Origin of the sequence: Psychromarinibacter halotolerans (assembly GCF_029168315.1) — a bacterium.
Taxonomy (GTDB): Bacteria; Pseudomonadota; Alphaproteobacteria; order Rhodobacterales; family Rhodobacteraceae; genus Psychromarinibacter; species Psychromarinibacter halotolerans.
Genome location: NZ_JARGYD010000004.1, coordinates 391,493 through 415,819 on the forward strand (window position 1 = coordinate 391,493; position 24,327 = coordinate 415,819).

24 protein-coding genes are annotated in these 24,327 nt (G+C 65.6%); 11 read left to right on the forward strand and 13 right to left on the reverse strand.

Translation table 11 applies throughout. The features are described 5' to 3' along the window. The first annotated feature begins 133 nt into the window (after positions 1 to 133). The 3 genes from P1K30_RS13025 to P1K30_RS13035 all read left to right on the forward strand — a co-directional run bounded on the left by P1K30_RS13025 (position 134) and on the right by P1K30_RS13035 (position 3,541). The gene (locus tag P1K30_RS13025) at positions 134 to 1,852 is read left to right on the forward strand and encodes a Hint domain-containing protein (RefSeq protein WP_275633179.1); all 1,719 of its coding nucleotides are present in this window, start codon (positions 134 to 136) and stop codon (positions 1,850 to 1,852) included. 76 nt (positions 1,853 to 1,928) lie between these two features. Further along, on the forward strand, positions 1,929 to 2,183 hold the full coding sequence (locus P1K30_RS13030; protein WP_275633180.1) for a DUF7218 family protein: 255 nt from the start codon (positions 1,929 to 1,931) through the stop codon (positions 2,181 to 2,183). A 284-nt stretch (positions 2,184 to 2,467) separates the two neighbouring features. Then, on the forward strand, positions 2,468 to 3,541 hold the full coding sequence (locus P1K30_RS13035) for a Hint domain-containing protein (protein ID WP_275633181.1): 1,074 nt from the start codon (positions 2,468 to 2,470) through the stop codon (positions 3,539 to 3,541). A 52-nt stretch (positions 3,542 to 3,593) separates the two neighbouring features. Here P1K30_RS13035 and P1K30_RS13040 read toward each other — a convergent pair whose 3' ends face one another. Beyond that, on the reverse strand, positions 3,594 to 4,658 hold the full coding sequence (locus P1K30_RS13040; protein ID WP_275633182.1) for a Hint domain-containing protein: 1,065 nt from the start codon (positions 4,656 to 4,658) through the stop codon (positions 3,594 to 3,596). A gap of 75 nt (positions 4,659 to 4,733) precedes the next feature. Beyond that, entirely contained in the window at positions 4,734 to 4,904 is a 171-nt protein-coding gene (locus P1K30_RS13045; RefSeq protein WP_275633183.1) for a hypothetical protein, read from the reverse strand. Between the two features lie 74 nt (positions 4,905 to 4,978). Here P1K30_RS13045 and P1K30_RS13050 point away from each other — a divergent pair, with 74 nt between their 5' ends. After that, positions 4,979 to 5,758 carry an SDR family oxidoreductase gene (locus P1K30_RS13050; protein ID WP_275633184.1) on the forward strand — a complete coding sequence of 260 codons (780 nt, stop codon included), beginning with the start codon at positions 4,979 to 4,981 and terminating at the stop codon, positions 5,756 to 5,758. A 100-nt stretch (positions 5,759 to 5,858) separates the two neighbouring features. Next, a complete protein-coding gene (locus P1K30_RS13055) occupies positions 5,859 to 6,980 on the forward strand; it encodes an ABC transporter ATP-binding protein (protein ID WP_275633185.1) in 1,122 nt (373 codons plus the stop codon). Positions 6,981 to 7,005: 25 nt separating this feature from the next. Here P1K30_RS13055 and P1K30_RS13060 read toward each other — a convergent pair whose 3' ends face one another. Continuing rightward, complete coding sequence (locus tag P1K30_RS13060) at positions 7,006 to 7,680, reverse strand: helix-turn-helix transcriptional regulator (RefSeq protein ID WP_275633186.1); 675 nt, start codon at positions 7,678 to 7,680, stop codon at positions 7,006 to 7,008. A gap of 228 nt (positions 7,681 to 7,908) precedes the next feature. On the opposite strand from P1K30_RS13060, the gene P1K30_RS13065 reads away from it, so the two are divergent. From P1K30_RS13065 to P1K30_RS13085, 5 genes are all read left to right on the forward strand, one after another. Next, positions 7,909 to 8,127 carry a twin-arginine translocase TatA/TatE family subunit gene (locus tag P1K30_RS13065; RefSeq protein ID WP_275633187.1) on the forward strand — a complete coding sequence of 73 codons (219 nt, stop codon included), beginning with the start codon at positions 7,909 to 7,911 and terminating at the stop codon, positions 8,125 to 8,127. Positions 8,128 to 8,163: 36 nt separating this feature from the next. Then, positions 8,164 to 8,676 carry a Sec-independent protein translocase protein TatB gene (tatB, locus tag P1K30_RS13070; protein WP_275633188.1) on the forward strand — a complete coding sequence of 171 codons (513 nt, stop codon included), beginning with the start codon at positions 8,164 to 8,166 and terminating at the stop codon, positions 8,674 to 8,676. Next, entirely contained in the window at positions 8,673 to 9,575 is a 903-nt protein-coding gene (gene tatC / locus P1K30_RS13075) for a twin-arginine translocase subunit TatC (RefSeq protein ID WP_275633189.1), read from the forward strand. The genes tatB and tatC overlap by 4 nt, the downstream gene beginning before the upstream one ends. Then, entirely contained in the window at positions 9,572 to 10,411 is an 840-nt protein-coding gene (locus tag P1K30_RS13080; RefSeq protein ID WP_275633190.1) for an ATP-binding protein, read from the forward strand. Before tatC ends, P1K30_RS13080 begins: the two co-directional genes overlap by 4 nt. Positions 10,412 to 10,561: 150 nt before the next feature. After that, on the forward strand, positions 10,562 to 11,122 hold the full coding sequence (locus tag P1K30_RS13085) for a hypothetical protein (RefSeq protein WP_275633191.1): 561 nt from the start codon (positions 10,562 to 10,564) through the stop codon (positions 11,120 to 11,122). Between the two features lie 24 nt (positions 11,123 to 11,146). Here the strand turns inward: P1K30_RS13085 and P1K30_RS13090 are convergent, their stop codons facing one another. The 10 genes from P1K30_RS13090 to P1K30_RS13135 all read right to left on the reverse strand — a co-directional run bounded on the left by P1K30_RS13090 (position 11,147) and on the right by P1K30_RS13135 (position 23,188). After that, a complete protein-coding gene (locus tag P1K30_RS13090) occupies positions 11,147 to 13,561 on the reverse strand; it encodes a Hint domain-containing protein (protein ID WP_275633192.1) in 2,415 nt (804 codons plus the stop codon). A gap of 246 nt (positions 13,562 to 13,807) precedes the next feature. Further along, entirely contained in the window at positions 13,808 to 14,974 is a 1,167-nt protein-coding gene (locus P1K30_RS13095; protein ID WP_275633193.1) for a peptidoglycan DD-metalloendopeptidase family protein, read from the reverse strand. Positions 14,975 to 15,017: 43 nt separating this feature from the next. Next, positions 15,018 to 15,671 carry a protein-L-isoaspartate(D-aspartate) O-methyltransferase gene (locus tag P1K30_RS13100; protein ID WP_275633299.1) on the reverse strand — a complete coding sequence of 218 codons (654 nt, stop codon included), beginning with the start codon at positions 15,669 to 15,671 and terminating at the stop codon, positions 15,018 to 15,020. A 2-nt stretch (positions 15,672 to 15,673) separates the two neighbouring features. Beyond that, the gene (surE, locus tag P1K30_RS13105; protein WP_275633194.1) at positions 15,674 to 16,459 is read right to left on the reverse strand and encodes a 5'/3'-nucleotidase SurE; all 786 of its coding nucleotides are present in this window, start codon (positions 16,457 to 16,459) and stop codon (positions 15,674 to 15,676) included. 207 nt (positions 16,460 to 16,666) lie between these two features. Then, positions 16,667 to 18,007 (reverse strand): glutamine synthetase family protein, encoded by a 1,341-nt coding sequence (locus tag P1K30_RS13110; RefSeq protein WP_275633195.1) that lies wholly within the window; start codon positions 18,005 to 18,007, stop codon positions 16,667 to 16,669. Further along, entirely contained in the window at positions 18,004 to 18,819 is an 816-nt protein-coding gene (locus P1K30_RS13115; protein ID WP_275633196.1) for an ABC transporter permease subunit, read from the reverse strand. Before P1K30_RS13115 ends, P1K30_RS13110 begins: the two co-directional genes overlap by 4 nt. Before the next feature lie 109 nt (positions 18,820 to 18,928). Further along, positions 18,929 to 19,819, reverse strand: coding sequence for an ABC transporter permease subunit (locus P1K30_RS13120; RefSeq protein WP_275633197.1), 891 nt, complete (start codon positions 19,817 to 19,819; stop codon positions 18,929 to 18,931). Position 19,820: 1 nt separating this feature from the next. Beyond that, positions 19,821 to 20,945 carry an ABC transporter ATP-binding protein gene (locus P1K30_RS13125; protein ID WP_275633198.1) on the reverse strand — a complete coding sequence of 375 codons (1,125 nt, stop codon included), beginning with the start codon at positions 20,943 to 20,945 and terminating at the stop codon, positions 19,821 to 19,823. Positions 20,946 to 21,105: 160 nt separating this feature from the next. Further along, positions 21,106 to 22,188 carry a polyamine ABC transporter substrate-binding protein gene (locus P1K30_RS13130; RefSeq protein ID WP_275633199.1) on the reverse strand — a complete coding sequence of 361 codons (1,083 nt, stop codon included), beginning with the start codon at positions 22,186 to 22,188 and terminating at the stop codon, positions 21,106 to 21,108. Between the two features lie 109 nt (positions 22,189 to 22,297). Then, positions 22,298 to 23,188, reverse strand: coding sequence for a LysR family transcriptional regulator (locus P1K30_RS13135; RefSeq protein ID WP_275633200.1), 891 nt, complete (start codon positions 23,186 to 23,188; stop codon positions 22,298 to 22,300). A 91-nt stretch (positions 23,189 to 23,279) separates the two neighbouring features. Here P1K30_RS13135 and P1K30_RS13140 point away from each other — a divergent pair, with 91 nt between their 5' ends. Further along, a complete protein-coding gene (locus tag P1K30_RS13140) occupies positions 23,280 to 24,257 on the forward strand; it encodes an NAD(P)-dependent alcohol dehydrogenase (protein WP_275633201.1) in 978 nt (325 codons plus the stop codon). Positions 24,258 to 24,327: the final 70 nt, after the last annotated feature.

Consider the following 24,327-nt stretch of genomic DNA (forward strand, 5'->3'; position numbering starts at 1 on the left):
TGCACCTTAAGAAGGTTGTTTTCCAAGGTTCCCTTACGTCGCCTTGACCCCGGGCGTCTTTAACATCGTTAGGACGAATTTTAGGTTTCCGCCCTAGAAACGCGTTTCAACGAGTACCGGGCAGGTTTTCCCCATGTCTCTCACCATTGTCGACCCGGCCGCCACCGGGCTCGAATACCTTGCGTCCGTCGACGTCAAGTTCTCCGGCATCCACATCGGCGGCGGCATCTACTTTTCCGCCAACCACATCCCGAACGCGGGTGGCGCCTATACGGCCGTGCCGCAGCGCAGTCTGAACGGCGAAGCCGAGGCCCACGCGACGTCAGAGATCGACGTGACTCTGCCCGCCGATCCGGCGGACTGGGATCCATATGTTGACGAGTCCGGCTACATCGCCACCGGCTTCGACATCGGGATGCATGTGGGCGCGCCGCTGACCAGCACCGGGACCTTCTACGACGGTCCGGCCATCTCGCTTCTGATCGCCAACGATCCTTCGGATCTGGACGGCGCAGTAACGATCACCGGCTATCCCAACGCCGAGGACTCGCTGGATAACACCTCTGGCACGCTTCACGAGACGTCGGGCTCGCTGCTGGGGTATTCGTCGCAGACGATCTCGGGGGACGAGGGCGGGTACTTCATGATCCGAGGCGCTGACGTGGTTGGCGGGATGAGCGGCGGCGGCAACTTCATCGACTACGACGCGGACGGCGACGGAGAGACGGAGACCTATGCCATCGGCGCGACCTCGCGCGTGTTCGAGGCGGGCGGCGGCAGCCTGATCCCCGGCGTGTCGCAGGTACAGTCGGCGGCGTTCTCGCCGCATTATGCGGACATCGCCGCCGCCATCGAAGGTCTGAGCGGGGACGATGTGCGGACGGCAGACGACTTCGCCCGTATGACGCTTTTGTCGGCGCAGACCGCCGGGTCGGACAACACCACCGTGCAAGGGCAGTTCTTTCACGAGAACATCTATGGCGGTGTGAATGACGACAACCTGTCGGGTGGCGACGGCGACGACCTCCTGTCCGGCGGAGACGGCGATGACACGCTGGACGGTGGGGCGGGCGACGACACCCTGACCGGCGGGGCGGGGGCGGACTGGTTCGCGTCCGCCGGGTTCGGCGGTGGCGCGACCGACCTGATCACCGATTTCGACGCGGCTCTGGACGTGGTGGATCTGTCCACGCATTTCAGTGCGTTCGACGATCTGCTGGCCGCCGCCGGGATGGACGGCGACACGCTGGAAATCGACCTGTCGCAAGGCGGCGATGCAGGTGTGCTTCGGTTGGCGGGGGTGACGGCAGACGATCTGTCGGCGGCAAACACCAACGTGAATTGCTTCGCCGCCGGAACCGCCATCGCCTGTCCGGACGGCGCGGTCCCGGTCGAGACGCTGATGCCCGGCGACCGGGTGCTGACGGCGGACGGCCGCGGCGTCTCGTTGCGCTGGGTCGGGCGGCAATCGGTGCGGTCCAGCCCGGAAACGATGCCGGTGCGGGTCGCAGCCGGTGCTTTGGGGCAGGACGTGCCATCGCGCGACCTTGTCGTGACCGGGGACCACGGCCTGATCTTGGACGACGTCATCGTGGTCGCGTCCGCGCTGGTGGGGATGCCGGGCATCGACTGGGTGCCACTGTCCGACCTGCCGCCCGCGTTCGACGTGTTCCACATTGAAACCGACGCGCACGAGGTGCTGCTGGCCAATGGCGCGCCCGCCGAAAGCTATGCCGGCCCGTCCACCCGTCCCGGCGACGCCCGCACGATCCCCGAGATGGATCTGCCCCGGCTTGGCTCTGCCCGCCTTCTACCGCTTGCGCCCGGGGCGATGCGGTTGCGTCGCGGGTAGGGGCGGCGCCCCGCCGGACCCGTGCCACGGAACCCCCGGCGCGACCGGGCGTTCGGTTTCCGAAAGGAGACCACTCATGGCTGGATCCAGCATCAAGAACGAAAAGCTTTACGACGACCTGCGCGACGAGGGGATGCGCAAAGAGAAAGCCGCCCGCATCTCGAACGCGAAGGCGAACCCGGACATGCATCCGTCGAAGAAAGGTGGCAAGCAGCCGCCGTATGAACAGTGGTCGAAAGACGATTTGTATTCCCGGGCGCAAGAGCTGGAGATCGAGAACCGCTCGCAGATGACGAAGGACGAGTTGATCGAGGCGCTGCGCGAGGATTAGGCAGCCCCAGACGGGTGCGCGTGGTATTTTTGGCGCATTCCGGGCTACTGCAAGAAAGGCTATGGCACTGTGTCGTCGTGGCCCTGCGGCCATCCTTTGAACGTTCCATAAGGATCAAAGGCCGTGTGGTCGCAGGACGAGTTTCCCGCTTCCGGTCGGAAGCGGATATTTCCCGAAGGCTTCTCCAGAAATTTCCTTTTTGATTGCTTTCTTAACTATTTGACGGCTGTGCCGCTCGACCCTAGCGATTTGATATCCGAAATCAAAAAAGGTTCGAGCAGGTCATGGCACTCTTGATTACAGAGATCGTTTTTGACGAGTTTGGGCGGTTCGCCTTCGAAGTTACCAACACCAGCACAACCGATACAATCGACGTTTCCGATGTGTGGATCTACACGCCCGGATCACCGTCGGGCGTCGGGAATACGTTCGACTACATGGGCGTACCCGATACGATGTTGCCGGGGCAATCCTTTGTCATAGGGCATTCGGCTATTTCGGGCGTCCAGTACGCGGCCTCGGTTATTGACAGTATTTACTACAACGGAAGTTATACCTTTACTGGCGTCGCCATCAGTGACGGCGGTTACACGACCATCATTGACCACGTCGGAAGCGAAGGTGGTCCTGCGTTCACGGAAAATACAAGCTATGTGGGCCTGACCACGCGTGATCCGGCGCCGGTCAACGGGACGGCGAACATGAACGGTGGCGGCCTTTCCGAGTTCACCGTCGTGTCGCCCGCCGACTTCTCGACCCTCGGCAGCGCGGACTGCTTCTTGGCCGGGACTGCCATTGCGGCACCCGACGGTGCCTGTGCCGTCGAAGACCTTTCGCCGGGTGACATCGTGCTAACCCACGATGGTCGAGCGATCAGCGTCCTTTGGGTCGGCCGGCAGACGCTGCGCCGCCGGATCGGAATGGTGCCGCAAGAGATGGCGCCGGTTCGGATCGCGGCAGGTGCGCTGGGGCAGGGGCTTCCCGTCCGCGCGCTGGACGTCACGGCGGATCACGGCTTGCTGTTGGATGGTTGCGTCGTGAACGCGGCGGCGCTGGTCGGTGTGAAGGGTATCGACTGGGTCACGATGCAGGACCTGCCAGCCGAGTTCACCGTGTACCACGTCGAGACCGAGGCGCATGATTTCATCTTGGCGAACGGCGTTGCGTCGGAAACCTACGTCGACGCCCGTGGCCGGTCGCGGTTCGACAACTACGCCGATTACATTGCGACTGTCGGCGCCGACCGGATCGTACGCGAGTGCGATCTGCCGCGTGTCGCGTCCCAGCGGCTGCTTCCCGTGCGCCTGCGGTCCGCGCTTGGACTGGATGCGGACCTTGATCTGCAGATGGCTGGCTAGGTGCCGACGATAAAGGTCGTGTATGGGCGTTTCGGCGACCATACCGACGGCGTCAGTGCGCAGAAGCCTTGCGCAGCACGTCCGCTGCGATGGCGCTGTCCAACATTCCTTCGGGAAGATCCACGGGACGCGGCCGCGCCAAGGGGGCGCGGCGCGGTCGGCCCGCTTCGGCAGCGGTCAGCTTCGCGCGGATCTCGCGCGGAAGGGCGGGGCCGGTCCGGGTGTCCAAGGCAAGGCTTTCGGTCGCGATGCCTTCGGCGAAGATGAACTCGTGCGCGTCGAACAGGATCTGGAAATATTCGACGAAGCCGCCGTTGCCGCGCGTCACCGTCTCGCCGTTCACAAGATACTCTGCCTTGATCGCGACCTCGGACCGTCCGGCGCCAAGGGTGTCTTCGCGCTGATAGACGAACAGCCTTTGGTTCGGGGACAGCTTCAGTGGCCCTTCGTTGTTCAGCGCGCCAGGGGCGATGGTGATCGGGGCGAAGGCGCCGCTTGCGCGCACCGTCTGCTGCCCGACCCAACGCACCGTCTGGGCACCGCTGTCGCGGGTCAGCACGCTGTCGCCGGGACGGATGTCCTCGATCGGGCGCTGGGCGCCATCGGCCATCGTGATGCGGGTGCCGCGCGTGAAGGACACGCAGGCCAGCGCGGCGAATTTCTGGCGCGCGGTTTCTGTGTCGACGGCGACAAGGGCATATTCGGTGCGGGGCCGCAGGTCGGCCAGCGGCATGACATAGGTGCCCGCGATCATGTCGTCGCGGTCCAGCTCGACAAGGATCAGCGCCTCGACGATAGAGCCATCTGGCGCCATGAAGGTCGCGCAGCAGTCAAGGTGCAGCGCCGCGCCGGGGCGCCCGACCTGGGTGCCGGCGGCGATGGTGAAATTCGAACTTTGGTCGGCGATCTCAAGCGTCAGGCGCAGGCGGCGTGCATCGGGGTCCAGCGTATAAAGATCGTCGAGGATCAATTCAGAAGCGTGCGCCACCGGATCGCCAAGGTTGGCCCCGTTCGAGACCACGAACTCGGTCGCCCTTAGGACGGGCAGCCCCTGCGCACCCCCGCGCTGGGAAATACCATCGACATTCATATTGCAGCAGCCTGTGCTCAGGTTCATATTCCACGGCTTCGCGTTCGGATATGGCCCCCACCATTCCTCCGACTGCGAAACCCGTCGCCGTGGTCATTAATGCTATAGGATGCGGCGCACATTAACGTCAACTTCGGGTAAATATTGCGGCAGTTCACCCGGCATAAGCCACTGTTGACGCAACGATCCTTTGCTTTTCTCCATTATTGTTTCGCGGTTTTTGCCACATTTTGCTGCACCGCAGTATTTGCCGCGGACGGCTTCATCCGCCATCCGTCACTTCCGTTCGCCGGGGCAGGATGCTACGCCCGGGACGACACTGAAATCGTACGGGAGGAACCGACAGGATGGATCTGGGTATCAAGGGCAAGCGGGCGCTGGTCTGCGCGTCGTCGAAGGGGCTGGGACTGGGCTGTGCCCGCGCGCTGGCCGAGGCTGGCGTGGACATCGTGATGAACGCACGCGGCGCCGAGGCTCTGGAAGAGGCGGCGCAGGCGATCCGCGACGACTTCGGCGTCGAGGTCACCGCCGTGGCCGCCGACATCGTGTCGGAAGAGGGCCGCGCGAAGGTGCTTGAGGCTGCTGGCCAGCTGGACATCCTTGTCACCAACGCGGGCGGCCCGCCGCCGGGCATGTGGGCCGACTGGACGCGCGACGATTTCATCAAGGCGCTGGACGCCAACATGCTGACCCCCATCGCGCTGATGCAGGCCGCGCTGCCGGGCATGATGGAGCGTGGCTGGGGCCGCGTGGTCAACATCACCTCGCAGTCGGTCAAGGCGCCGATGGCGATCCTTGGCCTGTCGAACTCGGCCCGGACCGGCCTGACCGGCTTCGTCGCTGGCACTGCGCGGCAGGTCGCGCCCTCGGGCGTGTGCATCAACAACCTGCTGCCGGGTTCGCACACCACGAACCGCACCGACACGATGGACGGCAAGCGCGCCGCCGACGCGGGTGTGACGATCGACGACATCCGTGCCGAGAAGTTCAAGGACATCCCGGCCCGCCGCTATGGCACGACCGAGGAATTCGGTGCCACTTGCGCCTTCATGTGCTCGCAGTTCGCCGGGTTCATGGTCGGCCAGAACATCCTGCTGGATGGCGGCTACAACAACTTCACGCTCTGAACAGACCGTGACGATCCGCCCCCGCGCCGCGCTTGCGGCAGGGGGGCGGGCTTGCTAGGTCCGAGTGATCGACAGATTTGATCGGACTTCGCCCCACCGCATGAACGCGCCAGAGCCCTTGCCGAAGACGGAACAGACCGCGGCCCCCGTGCCCCGGCTGGAGATCCGCGACCTGTCCCGGCATTTCGCGGGCCGGACGGTGGTGGACCATGTCTCGCTGCGCGTGATGCCGGGGCAGGTGACCTGTCTGCTGGGGCCGTCCGGCTGCGGCAAGTCGACGACCCTGCGGTGCATCGCCGGGGTCGACATGCAGGACTCGGGCGAGATCCATCTGGACGGCAAGCTGGTGTGCGACACGGTGTTCCGCGTCCCGCCCGAGCGCCGGTCGATCGGCCTGATGTTCCAGGACTTCGCGCTGTTTCCGCATATGTCGGTGGCCGACAACGTCGCCTTCGGCCTGACGGGCGGCAAGGCCGAACGGCGCGCGCGGGTCGAGGCGCTGTTGGATCGCGTCGATCTGATGCGCCACATCGACGCCTTCCCGCACGAACTGTCGGGCGGCGAACAACAGCGCGTGGCGCTGGCCCGTGCCCTTGCTCCGGGGCCCAGCGTCATGTTGATGGACGAGCCGTTCAGCGGGCTGGACAACCGCCTGCGCGACGGCATCCGGGACGAGACGCTGGAAATCCTGAAAGAGGCGGGCGCTGCGGTGCTGCTGGTCACGCACGAGCCGGAAGAGGCGATGCGCATGGCCGACGAGATCGCGCTGATGCGCGACGGCCGGATCGTGCAGCAGGGCGCGCCTTACAACGTCTACAACGCTCCGGCGGACAAGGCGGCGGCGGCGTTCTTCTCGGACATCAACGTAATCCGCGGGGTCGTGCGCGGCGCGCTGACCGACACGCCCTTCGGCCAGTTTCTTGCGCCCGGCGTTCCCGACGGGACCGAGGTCGACATCGTCTTCCGCCCGCAGCACGTGAAGATCGACTTCGACCGCAACGGCACCGGGCCGTTGCCGACGTCGCGCGACGGGGTGCCCGCCCGCGGCGTGGTGCAGCGCGCGCGGTTCATGGGGTCGGAAAGCTTGGTCGAGTTCCGGATGGACCACGACCTGTCGATCCTGAAGGCGACGGTGCCGAACGTCTTCCTGCCGAAGCCGGGACGCCCGCTGTGGCTGACGGTGCGGCGCGACAGGTGTTTCGTGTTCCCGGTAACCTCGTAGGGCGGCCTGCCGGACGCCGCGCGGCTTAGCCCTGCGCGTGGTTGAAATCCACCAGGGTCTTGCCCTGTTCCTCGACGAACAGCGCGGGCAGGATGTCCAGCTGTGCGATCCGGTCGACCCGCAGCGTGGCGAAGCCGCCCGTGGTTTCGCACCAGCAGGCCACCGTCCAGACCCGACCCCAATAGTCCAGCTTCAGCGGCCGGATCACCCGGCGCTGCAGGCTGGCGTCGTCCTCTTGATGATGCGCGGCCAGCTTCTGGCGGCTGCGGATCGCGGCCCGGATGCGCGGCATGTGGGCGAACCCCGCCGCCGCGTCCGCCAGCGGGTGCACCGCAAAGGTCCAGCCACCCCGCGCGCCGGTGCGGTCCTCGGGCAGCAGCGTGTCGATCCGGCCCGACAGTTTTCGCGCCGCCGCCGACAGCTCTGCGTCGCCGCCATGCGCCACGGCGGCCAGCCCGACGTGCAGCGCCTCTAGCTCGGTCATCGACAGGTTCAGCGGCGGCAACGTCACCGGCGCGGTCATCCGGTATCCCAGCCCGCGTTCGCCCCGAACCGGCACGCCGGACGCCATCAGCGTGTCCATGTCGCGCCAGATCGTGCGTTCGCTGACGCCGTGCGTCTTGGCCAGCTCGGACGCGCGGTGCAGCCGGCCGTCGCGCAGCGACTGGATCAGGGCGTAAAGGCGGTCAGAGCGAGACATCGATTCGGATGGGCCATGCGCGATTGAGCGGAGATTTTCACCGCATAACTGACAAAAACCTGTCAGGAGGGCAAGCCGTCCCCGCGCGGTGCCGAAATCTTCAACGGAAATCCCGGGCGGCGTCGCTTTGCCACTTTTCGAGGCGCTCGCCAGTCCATAGAAACGGTCCGTGATCTTTCACCGTTCCAGCCAGGGGCCGCAGATGCCGGCCCGATCATGGAGAGACCCATGCTGAACAACATCGGCCTTCCCGGCCTTCTTCTGATCGCCGTCGTCGTGCTTGTCCTGTTCGGGCGCGGCAAGATCTCGTCCCTGATGGGAGAGGTCGGCAAGGGCATCACCGCCTTCAAGCGGGGCGTCAAGGACAGCAACGACGAGCTTGAGGACGGCGCGTCCTCTGCCCGCGACGTGACCCCCGAGGATGAAAAGGAAAAGGACAAGGTCTGAACCCTTCGTCCTTTTCTCCAATGACGGACCGTCGCCATGTTTGACCTCGGCTGGACCGAACTTCTTCTGATCGGCATCGTCGCGCTGATCGTGGTGGGCCCCAAGGACCTGCCCGGCATGTTCCGCACGCTTGGCCGGTTCACCGGCAAGATGAAGAACATGGCCCGAGAGTTTCAGCGCGCCATGAACGATGCCGCCGACGAGGCGGGCATGAAGGACGTGGCGAAAGACCTGAAGTCCGCCACTTCCGCCAAGTCGATGGGCCTCGACAAGCTGAACGAGGCCGCCGACAAGTTCGAAAAGTGGGACCCGTCCAAGGCCGTGAAGCGCGAACCCGGTCCGGCTACCGCCGCGATGACCGAAGAACGCGCCGAGCAGGCCAAGAAGATCCGCGAAAACGCCGCCAAGACCGCCGAAGCCCGCAAGGCTGCCGAAGCGGCAGCGGCTGCGCCGGACGCCGCGACGGCGGACGGCGCGCCCAAGACGGCCCCGGTTCCCGACCCGGCGGCGCCGAAGCCCGGCCCCGCTGCTGGAGACGACAGTAAATGAGCGCAACCGACGAAGACGAGATCGACGCCTCCTCGGCGCCGCTGATCGAACATCTGGCCGAGCTGCGGACGCGGCTGATCCGGTCGGTTCTTGCGTTCATCGTGGGCATGGTGATCTGCTTCACCGTCGCCACGCCGATCTTCAACTTCCTGACGGCCCCCCTGTGTCAGGTGCTGGGCGAGCGGGGGCAGGACTGTGACCTGATCTTCATCAGCCCGCAGGAAGGTTTCTTCGTCGCGATCAAGGTGTCGCTGTTGGGCGGCTTCATGCTGTCCTTCCCGATGATCGCCTACCAGATGTGGCGCTTCGTGGCGCCGGGCCTTTACAAGTCCGAGAAAGGCGCGTTCCTGCCCTTCCTCGTGGCGTCGCCCTTCATGTTCCTGCTGGGGTCGGCCTTTGCGTTCTACGTCGTCACGCCGCTGGCCTATGACTTCTTCCTTGGCTTCCAGCAGTTCGGCGCCGAGGGCGAGGCTGTGCCCACCGAAGAGGTCCAACAGGGCCTTTCGGTCGTGTTCCAGGGGTCCGCGCAGGAATACCTGAACCTGACGATCAAGTTCATCGTCGCCTTCGGTCTGTGTTTCCAGCTGCCGGTTCTGCTGACCCTGATGGGCAAGGCCGGGCTGGTGTCGTCGCGCGGCCTTGGCGAGGTGCGCAAATACGCCGTGGTCGCCATCCTCGTGCTGGCCGCGCTGGTCACCCCGCCGGACGTCATCACTCAGGTGATCCTGTTCGTGGTGGTCTACGGGCTGTACGAAATCTCGATCTTCCTGGTCCGCCGGGTCGAGCGCAAGCGCGTCGAGAAGCTGCGCGAAGAGGGTGTCCTTGACGAGGACGAGGACCTCGACGACCTGTACGGGCTGGACGACGACGAGCCCGAGCAGCCGGAGGCCAAGGAATGAGCGACGCGGTGCTGACCCGCATCGCCGAGGCTTTGGAACGGATGAGCCCGGCGCCGATGGCGGCGCCGGACTTCGCGGCCGCCGACGCTTTTGTCTGGCATGTCGAACCCGACCGGCTGGTGCCGGTGCCCAAGGTGAACCGCGTCGACCTGCCGCTTCTGGTGGGGATCGACCGCGCACGGGACACGTTGCTGGCCAACACGCTGCAATTCGCCCGTGGCTTGCCGGCCAACAACGCGCTTTTGTGGGGCAGCCGGGGCATGGGGAAATCCAGCCTCGTCAAGGCGATCCATGCGGAAGCTCTGGCGCAGGGCCATGCCCTGAAGATCGTCGAGCTTCAACGCGAGGACCTGCCCAGCGTCGGACGCCTTCTGACCCTTCTGCGGGACAGCGGCGACCGCTTCGTCCTGTTCTGCGACGACCTGTCCTTCAGCCACGACGACCAGCACTACAAGTCGCTCAAGGCCGTGCTGGATGGCGGCATCGAGGGGCGGCCCGACAACGTGGTCTTCTACGCCACGTCCAACCGCCGCCACCTGATGCCGCGCGACATGATCGAGAATGAGCGGTCCAGCGCGATCAGCCCGTCGGAAGCGACCGAGGAAAAGGTATCGCTGTCGGACCGCTTCGGCCTGTGGCTGGGCTTCCATCCCTGTTCGCAAGACGAGTACCTTGCGATGATCCGGGGCTACTGCGACGCGCACGGGGTCGAGATCGACGACGAGACCTTGCGTGCCGAAGCCATCGAATGGCAGGCGACCCGTGGCGCCCGGTCGGGCCGGGTGGCGTGGCAGTACTTCACCGACCTTGCGGGGCGACGCGGCGCGGCGATCTGACCGCTCCGGTTGACCGGCAGGCTTTGAAAGTTGCCGTAGCGTGAGTTTGCCGCTACCTTCGTCCTATTGACAACGGGCCCTTTGACGGGTCCGGCGTGGCATAGGGCTTTGAAGATGTTCAAGACAGTCGCTTTTGCAACCGCAGTGCTTATGGGCGGAACGGGATTTGCATCGGCCGTCACGATCTCGGACGGCGAGGCGGTGATTACCGAGCGATTCGAGGGCACGATCCTGTACTTCGGGTTCGAGAAGATCCCCGAAAGCGCGCGCAAGTTCCGCCTGTTCGTGGTCGGACCGAACGGCTATCGCGCCGAGGTCGAGACCGGCAAGCGCATCCCGAAAATCGACCTGCGGGCCTTTCTTGAGACCAAGGACGAGCCGCTGGAAAACCGCGATTATCCGAACGGCGAAAAGCTGTACGACGGCACCTATAGCTACGAGATCAGCTTTTCCACGGACGAGTTCGTCCGGGATCGCGAAGTGATGGACAACGGGCGCGGCAAGAAGTCCGAGGGCACGTTCCAAGTCTACACGCTGCAAGGCAGCTTCCTGCTAGACGGCGGTCAGATCATCGTCTTCCCGCAGGACGACGAAAAGCCCGGCGAGCCGGGGAAGGGCGACGATGCCCCATCGCGCGACGAGGATGAGGGCTACGAGGCGCCCACGACCAACCCACGCCCGGATTTCCGCAGGGACCTCGACAAGAACTAGCGCCCTGCGCGTAGGGCAAGGCCGTCAGGCCATCCGGTAGCGCAGCGACAGAAGCCGCAGGTCCAGCCGTTCCAGCGCCTCGCGCCGACGCAGCATGGGGCGTGCGGTGGGGCCATAAACCTCGGCCGTGGGCGCAAGACCCAGCTGCGGGATCAGACAGGTCAGCTGCAACTGCGCGATGGGCGGAAACATCTTCAGCGCCTCTTCCCCCGGATAGAAGCTTTCAGCCGCACAGCCGTTGGCCAGCAACAGCTCGTGCCGGGCGCACAGCAGGTGGTGATACACCACGTCCCGCCGCCCATGTGCCACCCGCACCGGGCCGGGCGCCTCGGCCAAGAACTTGGCGCGGACCAGCACCGGCTCGTCGAAGCCGTGCCGTTCGTCCAGCGCCATCGCATGTTGCGGCGACACGATCAGCGGCGCGTAGTTGCCCAGCAGGCCCTCGGGGATGCGAACGGGGCGGTTGTGCGGTTCCGCCGCCAGCCGCGCCGCGTCCACCCGACGTGCGCCGCGCCACAGGATGCGCTGCGCCCCGTGGTGCAGTGTCGTTACCTTGTCGCCCACCTTCAGGTTCTGCACCGGCACGTCGCCGCGCGGGGTGCGGATCAGCGTTCCCTCGGCAAAGCAGGGCACCCCAGCCGACGCCAGCGCCTGCGCACCCGACATCTGTGCGGGATCGACGCCCATCAGCGTCAGGCTTTCCCCGCCGGGGAAATTGAGAACCGCGTTCCCCTTGCCGTCGTCGGTGACCGTCACGTCCCACGCGTTGACCGGGTTGCCGTCGGCGTCGGTCAGGTTGCCAAGGTCGATCTGGTCATTGAAAATGCCGTCGCCGTCATCGTCGCCGGTATCGAAGTCGGTGATCACGTCCGCGCCGCTGCCAGAGTGCAGCACATACACGTCCGAGCCGTCGCCGCCGGTCAGCGTATCCGACCCCTCGCCCCCGATCAGCGTGTCGTTCCCGGCGCCGCCGTCGATGATGTCGTCGCCTTCGCCGCCATCAATGCTATCGTTGCCGGTCATCGTTCCCGCGTCGGGATCGGGAACGGTGGTGAAATGCACATCCGACACGTAGATCGCCTGCGTGCCGTTCAGCCCGTTGGAATAGTGGATCTCGATCCGCGACACCGGGCCTGCGATCTCGACAAGCACCGACCCCTGCGCATCGTCCGGATCTTCCAGCGCGTTGCCAGCCCGGATCGTCCCGGCGGTGTCGTCGGTCGTGTCGTTCCCTTCGGCTGTCAGGTTGACCGACACCGGGTTGCCGTCCGCGTCATAGGCCCGGATCGTCACCTCGTCGCGGTGGTTGTTCTGGGCATAGTCGATATCGTTCAGGCGGAAGGACACGTCCCGGACCTCGTCCAGAACGCCAGCGTCCGGCGCCGCCGAGAAGTCCAGCGTCGTCTGCGACGTCTCGCCGTCGCCATCGCCGTGCAGGTACAGGTTCGATCTTGGATCGAAGGGCTCGCCGCCGTCGGTATAGGCGGTGTCCGAGGTCTCGACCCGATACTGCGCCGAGTTGTTGCCGGTGTCGCTGAAGGACACCGAGACCGTCATGTCGCCGGTGGTCTGGCTGAAGCCACCGGACAGGTTCGTCCCGTCGCCGCCTTGCGCGCTCCAGTCCAGGTATTCGGCATCGCCGGATGCAAGCGCCTGCACCCCGCCGTTGCCATCACCGTACAGGGTATCGTTGCCCGTTCCGCCCTCGATCGTGTCGTCGCCCGCACCGCCGGTGATCTCGTCCGCGCCGGTGCCGCCGTCGAGACTGTCGTTACCCGCGCCGCCGTCGATGCTGTCGTTGCCCGACCCGCCGTCGACGGTGTCGTCGCCAAGACCGGCGTCCACCACGTCGTCGCCACCCTGTGCGTCGATCGTGTTGTCGTTGCCGTCCGCGCCCCCGCCGAAACCGTCGTCCACGGAATCCTGCTGCGCATCGCCAAGATAGCTGCCGTCGATGGTGTCATCGCCCGACGTGCCGGTGATCTCGTGCTCGGGGGCGACATAATCCGTCGCGCTGAACGCGATGTCGCCCGCGGTGACGTCCGGATTGCTGTCGTACTCCAGCACCGTGTATTCCCGACCGGCGACCAGCGGGATCTCGGTGATGGTATAGTACCCGGCGGCGGCCCCGTCCTCGACCTCGAAGGTGGCCACCTGAAATTCTTCGCCGGTCACGGAATCCCGGACCGTCCAAACCTCTTCCGCGTCGACGTCCGACCCGTCCGAGGTGACGCCGCCGATGCTGATGTCGGCCGTCGCGCGTTCGCTGCCCGCGTTGTCGTCATCCAGCGTGGTGCCGCCGATGCCCGAGTCCGGGTCGGTGACGATGGCCTTGCCGACCGCGTCCACCGGCCCCGACCACGTAAAGGTCTGGCCTGCGTCTTGCGGCAGGATGCCGAAGGGATCGGCATTGTAGAAACGGATGTTGTAGGTCGCCATGTCCGTCCTCCCGAGGGGGATGGCGATGCTTCGGCGGGCGCTGACCTGACTGGCCGGCCCCCGCCGCTGCTTCGTAAACCACCCCTGGTTCGGTAACCACGATTGATGGTTAACGGGGACCGCGTCGGGGCGAGATTCGGACGGTTTTTAGGTTAATGGGGCGCGAAATGCGGAAAGCCCCGCGTGAACGGGGCTTTCCGTGACGTAAATGCGGCGAGGCCCGCGTCGCGGACCACCGGCGCCGCGTCAGTTGACGAACGGCACCGGATCGACGCTTTCGAACCCCTCGCGCACCTCGAAGTGCAGGAAAGAGGCCCCGGACCCGCGCACTTCGGCGATGGTCTGGCCACGGCTGACCTTGGCGCCTTTCTCGACGGGGATGTTCTGAATGTTGGCGTAGACCGTCAGCAGACCGTCGGCGTGCCGGATCACAAGGATCGGCACTTCCTCGGTATCGCGGGTGATCGCGGCGACCGTCCCGGCCTCGGCGGCCTTCACCGGCGTTCCGGCGGGGGCCGAGATGTCGATCCCGTCGTTCTTGCCCTTCTGATAGGGCCGCACGATCGAGCCGGATACCGGCAACAGCAGGCGCGATGCGCTGTCGGTTGTGCGTTCGGACGACAGGTTCGGCGACGGCGGCGGCGCGACCGAGGCGACGTCGACCTCTTCCGGCAGCGGCTGCGAGGCGCTGGGCGGCTCGGGCGTAAGGCTGCCCACGCCCGGGGCCTCTACCGCGACGGGAACCGCAGACGGCTGGCTGTCCGACGCGACGGGGATCAGCAGAACCTGACCTTCGCGCACGTTCATCTCGGGGCCCAGCCCGTTCCATTCCGACAGGGCGCGCACCGACACCTTGTAAAGGCGTGCAATGGAATAGGCGGTCTCGCCACGGGTGACCTTGTGGCGCACCGGCTCGGCGACAGGCGTCGAGGGCGCCGACGGCGCGGCGTCCAGCGTCGTGGTGGTGACGGTCGAGTTCCGGTTGCGGTTGCCCCCGTCCACCCGGTCCAGCGCGCCCGTGGCCAGCGACGCGATGTCGTCCGTGCCACCGGTGACGACGGTCCCGTCGATGCGGCGGGGCAGGGCGATCACCTCGCCCTCGCGAAGCGGAACACCGGCGGCGATGCCGTTGTAGCGGGCAAGCTCGGCGGCGTTCAGGCCCAGCCGGTTCGCCATGCCGCTGATGGTGTCGCCACGCTCGGCCAGCGCCACTTGGAAATTCGGATAGGTGATGACCCCGCGGCTGTCCGGCTGGGGCCGGGGCTCTGTCGCAAGGCGCGTGGCCTCGGTGGTGTCCAGACCACCGCTCAGGTCGCGCATGTCAACGTCGAAGCCGTCGGCACAGGCCGCAAGCGCCAGAAGGCTTGCAGAAGCAAGGCAGACACGGGTTTTGGATCGGCGGATTCTTGCCATAGCTCGTTCCCTCGCGACCCCGTTGTTGCCCGGGGCCTTTCGCTCAGTCCTGTCCCAGCCCCTCGACGAGGGGCACAAATCGTACCGGCGCAAGCTCTTCATACTCCAGCCCGGACTCGGTTTTGGTAACCTTTATAAGGCTTTGAACCGTATCCGACTGACCCACCGGCACCACCATGATACCGCCTGTACGAAGTTGCGCCAAGAGGGGGCCGGGCGGGTCCTCTGCTGCGGCGGTCACCACGATGCGGTCGAATGGCGCTTGGTCCGGCAGTCCGAAGCTGCCGTCGCCGACGATGGTGGTCACGTTGGTCAGATCCAGCGCGTCGAAGACCTCGCGCGCTTCCATCACAAGGCGGCGGTGACGGTCGACGGTATAGACCCGGCGCGCCAGCTGGCTGAGGATCGCGGCCTGGTAACCGGACCCGGTGCCGACCTCCAGAACCTTGTCGCGCGGCTGAACCTCCAGCGCCTGCGTCATCAGCCCGACGATGCCGGGCTGGCTGATCGTCTGGCCGCAGGCGATCGGCAGCGGCAGGTCCTCATAGGCGCGCCCGGCAAAGTGGCCGCGCACGAAAAGCCCGCGGTCGACCTTCTCCATCGCTTCCAGCACGCGCTTGTCCGTGACCCCCTTGGACCGGAGGGCGAACAGGAACTGCATGGTACGTTCTGCGTCCATCATCGGCGGCGCCATCATGTTCATTCGACTGTCCCCCGCAGCTTATCCAGCAAATCATGCGCCGTCAGGTCGCATCGCATCGGGGTGACCGACACATAGCCCTCGCGGTTGACCTGGTTGTCGGTGCCGGGTGCGCTGTCGACATGCTGGTTGCCGCCCTTCAGCCACAGAAAGCGGCGGCCGGACGGGGAGATATGCGCCTCGGCGCTGAAATTGGTGCCTTTGCGCAGGCCTTGCGCCGCGACACGGGTGCCCTTGACCGCCGACGCGGGGCAGGGCGGGAAGTTGACGTTGTAGAAGGTGGAATAGCCGTCGCCGCCCCATTCGCCGGCATCCAGCAGCTTGCGCACGATACCCGCGCCGGTGGCGGCTGCGGCCTCGAACGGGTCGTCCAGCCCGGCATTGTCCGGGCCCCAGAACTGGCTAAGCGCGATCGCGGGCAGCCCCTGCAGCGCCGCTTCCATCGCGCCGCCGATGGTGCCGGAATACAGCGCGTTCTCGGCGGCATTGTTGCCCCGGTTCACGCCGGACAGCACAAGGTCGGGGCGGCCATCGGGCAGCACGTCGTACAGGCCCGCCAATACGCAGTCGGCGGGCGATCCTTCGGCGGCAAAGCGGCGCGGACCCAGCTCGGCGATCATCATCGGATGGACGTAGTTGATGCAGTGGGCGACGCCCGACTGCTCGAACGCCGGCGCGACGGTCCAGACCTCGCCGCCCGGCCCGGCGACGTCCTCGGCAATCCGCGTCAGAACCTCAAGTCCCGGCGCATTGATCCCGTCGTCGTTCGTGATGAGAATTCGCATGCCCGCCTCGTCTTTTATTTATTGGGCACACCATAGAACAGCCGCGCGCGAATTTGAATCGCGTTTCAACCCCTCACGGTTCGCGAAGGGGACCGCGTTGCTTTTTGGCGTCGTCGCCGCTCAATCCGCGGCCGCGCCCCTTCTTCTCTTCTCAAATACCTCGGGGAGCGCGAGGGGCAGGCCCCTCGCTTCCACGCGTCCAGCCGGTCAGAGACGCCCGAGATAGGTCCGGTATTCCGCCGGCGTGATCTCGGAGGTCAGCTTGGCGATCTCGTCGTATTTCAGCGTCGCGTAGATCTCGACGAACCGCTCGCCGAAGATGTCTGCGATGAACTCTGACCCCGCGAAGGCATCCACCGCCTTGCGCCAGTCATGCGCCAGCGGCGCGGGCTGCGGGGCGGTGGGATCGTCGATCGGCAAAGGCAGTTCCGGCTTGTTGTCCAGCCCCCACAACACGCCGCCGAGGATCGCTGTGATCGCAAGGTACGGGTTGCAGTCGGCGCCGCCGATCCGGTGTTCAAGCCGTGCGCCCGGCCCCTCGGTGTCGGGCAGGCGCACCGCAGCGCCGCGATGGTCAAGCCCCCAGTCCGGCCGGTTGGGCGAGAAGCTGCCCGGCGCGAACCGGCGGAACGAGTTCATGTGCGGCGCCAGCACCGCCTGCACCTCGGGCATCGTCTTCAGCACCCCGGCCACCGCGTGGCCAAGCACCTCGGACGGATCGTCCCCGGTGCCGGGGAAGATGTTGCCGTCCTCGCCCGACACGCTGACGTGGACGTGCATCCCGTTGCCCGGATAGTCGGCATAGGGCTTGGCCATGAACGTGGCCTCCATCCCATGCCGCTGCACCACGCCGCGCACCAGCCGGCGGAACAGCACCGCCGTGTCCGCCGCTTCCAGCGCGTTGTCGCTGTGGTGGAAGTTGATCTCGTACTGGCCCGGTCCGTACTCGGCGATCAGGGAATCCGTCGCCAGCCCCTGAATCGCCGAGGCCTGCTGGATCTCGGTCAGGATCTCGTGCGTGCGGTCCAGCACGTTCATTTCGTAGTTCTGCGTCTCGGGCGCGTGCGGCGGCGGGCAGGGCGCATCCTCGGGCGCCTCGCGCGGGAGCAGCAGGTAGAACTCCAGCTCGGTCGCGATCACCGGCTTCAACCCGCGGTCCGCAAAGCGTTGCAGCATCGCCGCCAGCTTGTCGCGGCTCGACAGCGGCGAGGTCACGTCGCCGTCGCCGGTCATCTCGCACTGGACCTGCGCGACGTGCCCCTCGGCCCACGGCACCGGCTTCAGCGTGCCCTCGACCGGCACCATGATGCCGTCCGGGTCGCCGATGGCGATGCCAAGGCCCGTTTCGGGGATGTCCTCGCCCATGATGTTGGGCGCATAGGTCGACAGCGGCAGGCGAACGCCGCCGTCCTGCAGCTTCTTCGCGTCTGTGCCGGGCAGCCATTTGCCGCGAAGGATCGCGTTGATGTCGGGCAGCAGCAGTTCGATGCGGTCGGGCGTGCCGTGCGCGGCGGTGTAGGCCGCGTACTCGTCAAGAAAGCTCGTCATGTGGCAGCCGCAGCCTGTTCGTCGCGCTGGCGCGCCGAGATGGCGCGTTTCGATACGATGGACGCAGTGACGACGCCCGCGGTGACGATTCCGATCAGGATCGTCGAGAGCGCGTTGATTTCCGGGCTGACACCGAGCCGGACGGAGGACCAGATTTTCATAGGCAATGTCGTGGCCGATGGGCCTGTAACGAAGGACGCGATGACGAGATCGTCAAGCGACAGGGTGAAGGCAAGCAGCCAGCCGGATATCACGGCAGGCGCGATGATGGGAAGCGTTACCAGCCGGAACGCTTCGAAAGGGGTGCAGCCAAGGTCAAGCGCGGCCTCTTCCAGCGATTTGTCGAAGGTCGCCAGCCGGGACGAGACCACGACCGACACGTAGCACATCGAAAAGGTGGTGTGCGCCAGCACGATCGTCAGGATGCCCCGGTCAAGGCCGATGGCGATGAACAGCAGCAGCAGCGACAGGCCGGTGATCACCTCGGGCATCACCAGCGGCGCGTAGATCATGCCCGAGAACGCGGTGCGTCCGGGGAAGCGTCCGGCGCGCACCAGCACCAGTGCGGCAAGCGTGCCCAGCACGGTCGCCAGCGTTGACGAGAACACCGCGACCTTCAGCGTGACCCATGCCGCGTTCAGGAATGCTTCGTTGCTCAGAAGTTCCCCGTACCAGCGGGTCGAGAACCCGGCCCAGACCGTCACCAGCTTCGAGGCGTTGAAGCTGTAGATCACAAGGATCACCATCGGCAGGTAGAGGAACGCGAAGCCAAGCGTCAGAGACGTGGCGTTGAACCATGAAAACCGTCTCATGCGGGCACCTCCGGCCGCGGCGGGGCGTCACGTTCTTCTAGAAGATCGTGTCCCAAGGGGCCTTCCGATAGGCCCCGACATGCAGAATTTTCCAGAAAATTCTGATCCCTCATCCCTCGGCCTCCCGCTGTTTCTGCTCGTTGCGCTGGAACAGCACAATGGGGATCACCAGGATCAGCAGAAGGATGACGGCAACGGCAGAGGCCAGCGGCCAGTCGCGGTTCGAGAAGAACTCGTCCCACAGCACCTTGCCGATCATCAGCGTCTCGGAGCCGCCCAGAAGCGACGGGATCACGAATTCGCCGATGGTCGGGATGAACACCAGAAAACAGCCGGCCACGATGCCGGGGATCGACAGCGGGATCGTCACCAGCCAGAAGGCCGATGTGCGCGAGCAGCCAAGATCCTCGGCCGCTTCCAGCAGCGAACTGTCCAGCTTTTCCAGCGTGGCATAGATCGGCAGCACCATGAACGGCAGATACGTGTACACGATCCCGATATAGACCGCGGCGTTGGTGTTGAGGATGCGCAGCGGTTCCGAGATCAGCCCAAGCCCCAGCAGAAGCTGGTTCAGATACCCGTCCTGACTGAGGATCCCCATCCACGAATAGACGCGGATCAGGAAAGAGGTCCAGAACGGCAGGATCACCAGCATCAGCAGCATCGGGCGCCAGCTTTCCTCGGCCTTCGCCATGCCATAGGCGATGGGGAAGCCCACCAGCAGCGTCAGGATGGTCGCGATCACCGCGATCTTCAGCGACGACAGGTAGGCCTTCCAGTACAGGTCGTCCGTCGTCAGGAACAGGAAGTTGTCGAAGTCCAGCTGCGAGAAGAACCGCTTCACGCCCTCCCAGCCCGCCGACAGATCAAGCAGCGGCGTATAGGGCGGGATCGAGACCGCGTAGTCCGACAGCGAGATCTTCAGGACGATGATGAACGGCACCAGGAACAGCGCCAGAAGCCAGGCGTAGGGCAGGGCGATCAGGGCGAAACGGCGCATCTCAGGACTCCAGCAGGACGCCGCAGGCGGTGGTGAAGTTCACCCAGACTTCGTCTTCCCAAGTGAAGGTCTGGCGGGTCGACCGCTCGGTGTTGAAGTTCTGGGCGCGGATGATCTGACCGTTGGCCAGTTCGACGTGATAGGTCGACAGGTTTCCAAGATACCCGATGTCGATGATCTTGCCGCGCAGCACGTTGTCGTCCTCGGGCTTCTGCATATGGATCTCGACCTTCTCGGGGCGCACGGCGACATAGCCGCGGCTGCCGTCGGTCAGGTCCAGCGCGGACCGGATGCGGATCGGCGGCTGTCCCTCGGCCCAGTCCATCGCGTAGACCTCGCCGTCCTTGCGGACCGTGCCTTCGATGATGGTGACCTCGCCGATGAAGTCCGCCACGTAGACCGAGTTCGGGTTCTCGTAGATCTGCGGCGGGGTGGCGACCTGTTTCAACTGGCCCGCATCCATCACGGCGACACGGCTGGCGACGGTCATCGCCTCTTCCTGATCGTGGGTCACGATCACGAAGGTGGTGCCGGTCTTTTCCTGAATGTCCATCAGTTCGAACTGCGTTTCCTCGCGCAGTTTCTTGTCGAGCGCGCCCAGCGGTTCGTCCAGCAGCAGAAGCTTCGGCGCCTTCGCCAGCGACCGGGCCAGCGCCACGCGCTGTCTTTGGCCGCCGGAAATCTGGTGCGGCTTGCGGGCCGCGAATTTCTGAAGCTGCACAAGGCGCAGCATCTCTTCCACGCGGGCGTGGATCTCGTCCTTGGGCTTGCCTTCGCGCTTCAGCCCGAAGGCGATGTTGTCACGCACGGACAGGTGCGGGAACAGCGCGTAGGACTGGAACATCATGTTGGTCGACCGCTTGTTCGGCGGCACCGGCGCCATGTCCTGACCGTCCAGAAGGATGGTGCCTTCGGTCGGCGTCTCGAACCCGGCGAGCATCCGCATCAGCGTGGTCTTGCCGCAGCCCGACGGGCCGAGAAGGGCAAAGAATTCACGGGTGTAGATGTCGAGGTCGATGTTGTCGACGGCCGTGAAGTCTCCGAACCGCTTGGTCACGCCCTGAAAGCGGATCAGCGGTTTCTGGGTCGGGTCTGTCCAAGGGGCGAAGACGGTCTGAGAGCTCATGCGCGGGTTTCCAGCAGCAACGGGGGCGTGGTGGGAAACGAAGCGGGTGCGCGCATTGTCCCGAGAGGGCTCGCGCCCTCTGATGGGAAGACGCGTCCCGTCTCGCAGGGTGCGGCGGTCCGTGTCCGGGCCGCCGCGTTCTGTGTCAGCTCGGGCAAGCTCAGGTGCCCGATTTCACCTTGGTCCACAGCCGGGTCACGGTGCGCTGCACTTGCGGCGGATAGGGCGTGAAGGTGTACAGGTTGTCCAGCGTCGCCTCGTCCGGGTAGATCGCCGAGTCGCCGATCACGTCCTCGATCAGGAACTCCTGCGACGCCTCGTTACCGTTGGCGTAGTAGACGTAGTTCGAGGCCGCAGCCATGTTCTGAGCATCCATGATGAAGTTCAGGAACGTGTGCGCGCCCTCGGGGTTCGGAGCGTCGACCGGGATCGCCATCTGGTCGAACCACATCAGCGCGCCTTCCTTCGGCGCGTTGTAGACGATCTCGACGCCGTTGTCGGCCTCGGCCGCGCGGTCGCGCGCCTGCAGAACGTCACCGGACCAGCCGAACGCAACGCAGATCTCGCCGTTGGCCAGTGCGTTGATGTATTCGGACGAGTGGAACTTCTGGATGTACGGCCGGACGCCCAGCAGCACTTCTTCCGCCTTCGCGATGACCTCGGGGTCCTTGCTGTCCGGGTCTTCGCCCAGGTATTTCAGCGCGGCCGGGATCACCTCGGTCGGGGCATCAAGGAAATGCACGCCGCATTCGGCCAGCTTTTCCATGTTCGCCGGGTCGAAGATCAGCGCGAGGCTGTCGACCGGGGCGTCCTCGCCCAGAACTTCGGTGACGGCGGTCATGTCGGCGCCGATACCGGTGGTGCCCCACATGTAGTTGATCGAGTATTCGTTGCCCGGATCGTACTTGTCGGTCCGTTCCTTGATCGTGTCCCACAGGTTCTCGGCGTTCGGCAGCTGTTCGTAGTCCAGCGGCTGGAACGCACCGGCTTGGATCTGGCGCTGCAGGAACGAACCGGTCGGAACCACGATGTCATAGCCCGAGCCACCGGCCAGCATCTTGGTTTCCAGAACCTCGTTCGAGTCGAACACGTCGTAGATCAGGTCGATCCCGGTTTCTTCCTCGAATTTCGTCAGCAGTTCTTCGTCGATGTAGTCGGACCAGTTATAGACCCGGACCTCGTCGGCGGTGGCGGCCGTGGCTGCCAGAGTGGCGGCGACCAGGGCGGCGATTTCCGTTTTCATAAGTGTACTCCCCAATTGTGGGAAAGAGTCGCAACTCCTTCGATTGGGCATTTGAACGGATAACCCGTTCCCCCGCAATGGGGATTGTCCGAGCGCGGGGGCGGCGAAGTCAGGATCGCGTGAGGGCGTTCGCAATCAGGTCAAAAACCAAGCGAACCCTGCGACTTGTGTTCAGTTCTCTGTGCGCTGTCAGCCAAAGAGGCACATCCAGCGGCGGCAGATCGACCGGAATGCGGCAAACGCCCGGATCGGTTGCGCCCAGCGTTTCGGGGAACATGCCGATGCCGGTTCCGGCGCGGACAAGGTACCACTGAACCATTTGGCTGGCGCAAGTCACGGTGATGTTCGCAGGCGAAAGATCAAGGCCAAGCGCGTTCAGCGCCCGCAGAAGCGCGGGGCCGGTGTCGAAGCCGACGAACTCGGCCCTCGACAGGTGTTCGGGGCGCGTGGGATTGCCGATCCGCTCCAGATACTCTGGCGTGGCGTACAGCCACGCGTGGTCGTCGCGCAGTCTGCGGGCGACAAGATCCGGCTGCTCGGGGCGGAAGTTGCGCAGCGCGATATCGGCCTCGCGCCGGCGCAGGTCCGCCGCCGCGTTGGACGCGACGATCTCGACCTCGATGCCGGGGGCCTGCTGCCGCAGTTGGGCGACGATCGGCGGAAGCAGGTGCGCGGCGTACAGTTCAGAGGCCGAGATGCAGATCGTGCCCTCGATCTCTTGCGAACGGCCCCCTGCGGCCAGCGACATGCGTCCTGCCGCCTCTCCCATCGCGCGGACGTGGTCCAGCAGTTCCAGACCTGAAGGGGTCAGCACCAGCCCGTGCGCCGCCCGCTCGAACAGGGCAAGGCCCAGCTCTGCCTCCAGCGCGCTGACCTGTCGGCCAAGGGTCGGCTGCGCCATCCCCAGCGCCCGCGCGGCGGCGGACAAAGAGCCTTCTTCGGCGGTGACCAAGAAGGCCCGCGCGCGGTTCCAGTCGAATTTCACAGACCGCCAATCCATGCAGATACGCATATCAGAGAGGCGATATTGGTCAATTACGCATACGGCATCGCATGGGTATCTGTTGTGGCAGACATAAAGGAGACACACCATGCAAGTTGCAACTCACCGCCGCTACGGCCCCGCCGACGTTCTTTCTATCGAAACGCTGCCCCGCCCGGACGCTGGGCCCGGCCAGATCCTTGTTCAGGTCGCCGCCGCTGGCGTCACATCGGCCGACTGGCGCATCCGCGCGGCGGATTTCCCGGCCTTCAAGCTGCCCGCCCGCCTGCTGTTCGGGCTGTTCCGCCCACGCCAGCCCGTCGGCGGGCACGACTTCGCCGGGCGGGTCGTCGGCCTTGGCGCCGGGGTCACCCGGTTCCGGCTGGGCGCCGCCGTGTTCGGAACCGCCAAGGGCGGCGCCCATGCCGAATACCTTTTGGTAGACGCCGACGGTGCCGTCGCCGCGATGCCCGAGGGGCTTGGCTTTGACGAGGCCGCCGCCGTGCCGTTCGGCGCCTTGGCCGCGCTGGGCTACCTGCGGGACATCGCGCACGTACAGCGCGGCGACCGCGTGCTGATCGCCGGGGCGACCGGCGGGGTCGGTGCCTATGCCGTGCAGATCGCCACCGCGATGGGGGCCGAGGTGACTGCGCTAGCCCGGTCGGACCTGCACGCGCTTGTCCGCGATCTAGGCGCCGCCCGCGCCATAGACTACCGCGACACCGACGTGACCCGGGGCAGCGACCGGTTCGACGTGGTGCTGGACACGGCTGGCGTTCTGACATGGCGCGGGGTGCGGCGCATCCTGTCGCCGAACGGCCGGTTCGCCCCGCTGGAGTTCGGTCTGCGGGACGTGCTGCGTGGCCTGTTCACCAAGCGCGTCCGCGTCGGCGTCACGTCCGAGACGCGCGAGTCCATGGCGCAGCTTGCCGACATGCTGGCCGATGGCTCGGTGCGGGCCGTCATCGACAGCCGGTTCGCGTTGGAACAGATCGCCGATGCGCACCGTCGGGTCGAAACGCGGCACAAGACCGGCGCCGTGGTCCTGACGCTGGACGACCGGATGACGCGTCCGGCCGCTGCGTAACGGGCGGACCGGTCCAATGCCCAGCGTTTCGGAGATTGACCGCGCCGCGCAGGATAATATCGTGCGCGGC

What these genes read in the sequence shown, in the direction of transcription:
- P1K30_RS13095 (WP_275633193.1), bottom strand. Translation starts at nt 14,974, where the DNA reads ATGGCAAGAATCCGCCGATCCAAAACCCGTGTCTGCCTTGCTTCTGCA.
- P1K30_RS13055 (WP_275633185.1), top strand. Translation starts at nt 5,859, where the DNA reads ATGAACGCGCCAGAGCCCTTGCCGAAGACGGAACAGACCGCGGCCCCC.
- P1K30_RS13120 (WP_275633197.1), bottom strand. Translation starts at nt 19,819, where the DNA reads ATGCGCCGTTTCGCCCTGATCGCCCTGCCCTACGCCTGGCTTCTGGCG.
- P1K30_RS13135 (WP_275633200.1), bottom strand. Translation starts at nt 23,188, where the DNA reads ATGGATTGGCGGTCTGTGAAATTCGACTGGAACCGCGCGCGGGCCTTC.
- P1K30_RS13040 (WP_275633182.1), bottom strand. Translation starts at nt 4,658, where the DNA reads ATGAACCTGAGCACAGGCTGCTGCAATATGAATGTCGATGGTATTTCC.
- P1K30_RS13085 (WP_275633191.1), top strand. Translation starts at nt 10,562, where the DNA reads ATGGGCGGAACGGGATTTGCATCGGCCGTCACGATCTCGGACGGCGAG.
- tatC (WP_275633189.1), top strand. Translation starts at nt 8,673, where the DNA reads ATGAGCGCAACCGACGAAGACGAGATCGACGCCTCCTCGGCGCCGCTG.
- P1K30_RS13115 (WP_275633196.1), bottom strand. Translation starts at nt 18,819, where the DNA reads ATGAGACGGTTTTCATGGTTCAACGCCACGTCTCTGACGCTTGGCTTC.
- P1K30_RS13125 (WP_275633198.1), bottom strand. Translation starts at nt 20,945, where the DNA reads ATGAGCTCTCAGACCGTCTTCGCCCCTTGGACAGACCCGACCCAGAAA.
- P1K30_RS13080 (WP_275633190.1), top strand. Translation starts at nt 9,572, where the DNA reads ATGAGCGACGCGGTGCTGACCCGCATCGCCGAGGCTTTGGAACGGATG.
- P1K30_RS13025 (WP_275633179.1), top strand. Translation starts at nt 134, where the DNA reads ATGTCTCTCACCATTGTCGACCCGGCCGCCACCGGGCTCGAATACCTT.
- P1K30_RS13060 (WP_275633186.1), bottom strand. Translation starts at nt 7,680, where the DNA reads ATGTCTCGCTCTGACCGCCTTTACGCCCTGATCCAGTCGCTGCGCGAC.
- surE (WP_275633194.1), bottom strand. Translation starts at nt 16,459, where the DNA reads ATGCGAATTCTCATCACGAACGACGACGGGATCAATGCGCCGGGACTT.
- P1K30_RS13050 (WP_275633184.1), top strand. Translation starts at nt 4,979, where the DNA reads ATGGATCTGGGTATCAAGGGCAAGCGGGCGCTGGTCTGCGCGTCGTCG.
- P1K30_RS13130 (WP_275633199.1), bottom strand. Translation starts at nt 22,188, where the DNA reads ATGAAAACGGAAATCGCCGCCCTGGTCGCCGCCACTCTGGCAGCCACG.
- tatB (WP_275633188.1), top strand. Translation starts at nt 8,164, where the DNA reads ATGTTTGACCTCGGCTGGACCGAACTTCTTCTGATCGGCATCGTCGCG.
- P1K30_RS13035 (WP_275633181.1), top strand. Translation starts at nt 2,468, where the DNA reads ATGGCACTCTTGATTACAGAGATCGTTTTTGACGAGTTTGGGCGGTTC.
- P1K30_RS13090 (WP_275633192.1), bottom strand. Translation starts at nt 13,561, where the DNA reads ATGGCGACCTACAACATCCGTTTCTACAATGCCGATCCCTTCGGCATC.
- P1K30_RS13100 (WP_275633299.1), bottom strand. Translation starts at nt 15,671, where the DNA reads ATGATGGCGCCGCCGATGATGGACGCAGAACGTACCATGCAGTTCCTG.
- P1K30_RS13045 (WP_275633183.1), bottom strand. Translation starts at nt 4,904, where the DNA reads ATGGCGGATGAAGCCGTCCGCGGCAAATACTGCGGTGCAGCAAAATGT.
- P1K30_RS13140 (WP_275633201.1), top strand. Translation starts at nt 23,280, where the DNA reads ATGCAAGTTGCAACTCACCGCCGCTACGGCCCCGCCGACGTTCTTTCT.
- P1K30_RS13110 (WP_275633195.1), bottom strand. Translation starts at nt 18,007, where the DNA reads ATGACGAGCTTTCTTGACGAGTACGCGGCCTACACCGCCGCGCACGGC.
- P1K30_RS13030 (WP_275633180.1), top strand. Translation starts at nt 1,929, where the DNA reads ATGGCTGGATCCAGCATCAAGAACGAAAAGCTTTACGACGACCTGCGC.
- P1K30_RS13065 (WP_275633187.1), top strand. Translation starts at nt 7,909, where the DNA reads ATGCTGAACAACATCGGCCTTCCCGGCCTTCTTCTGATCGCCGTCGTC.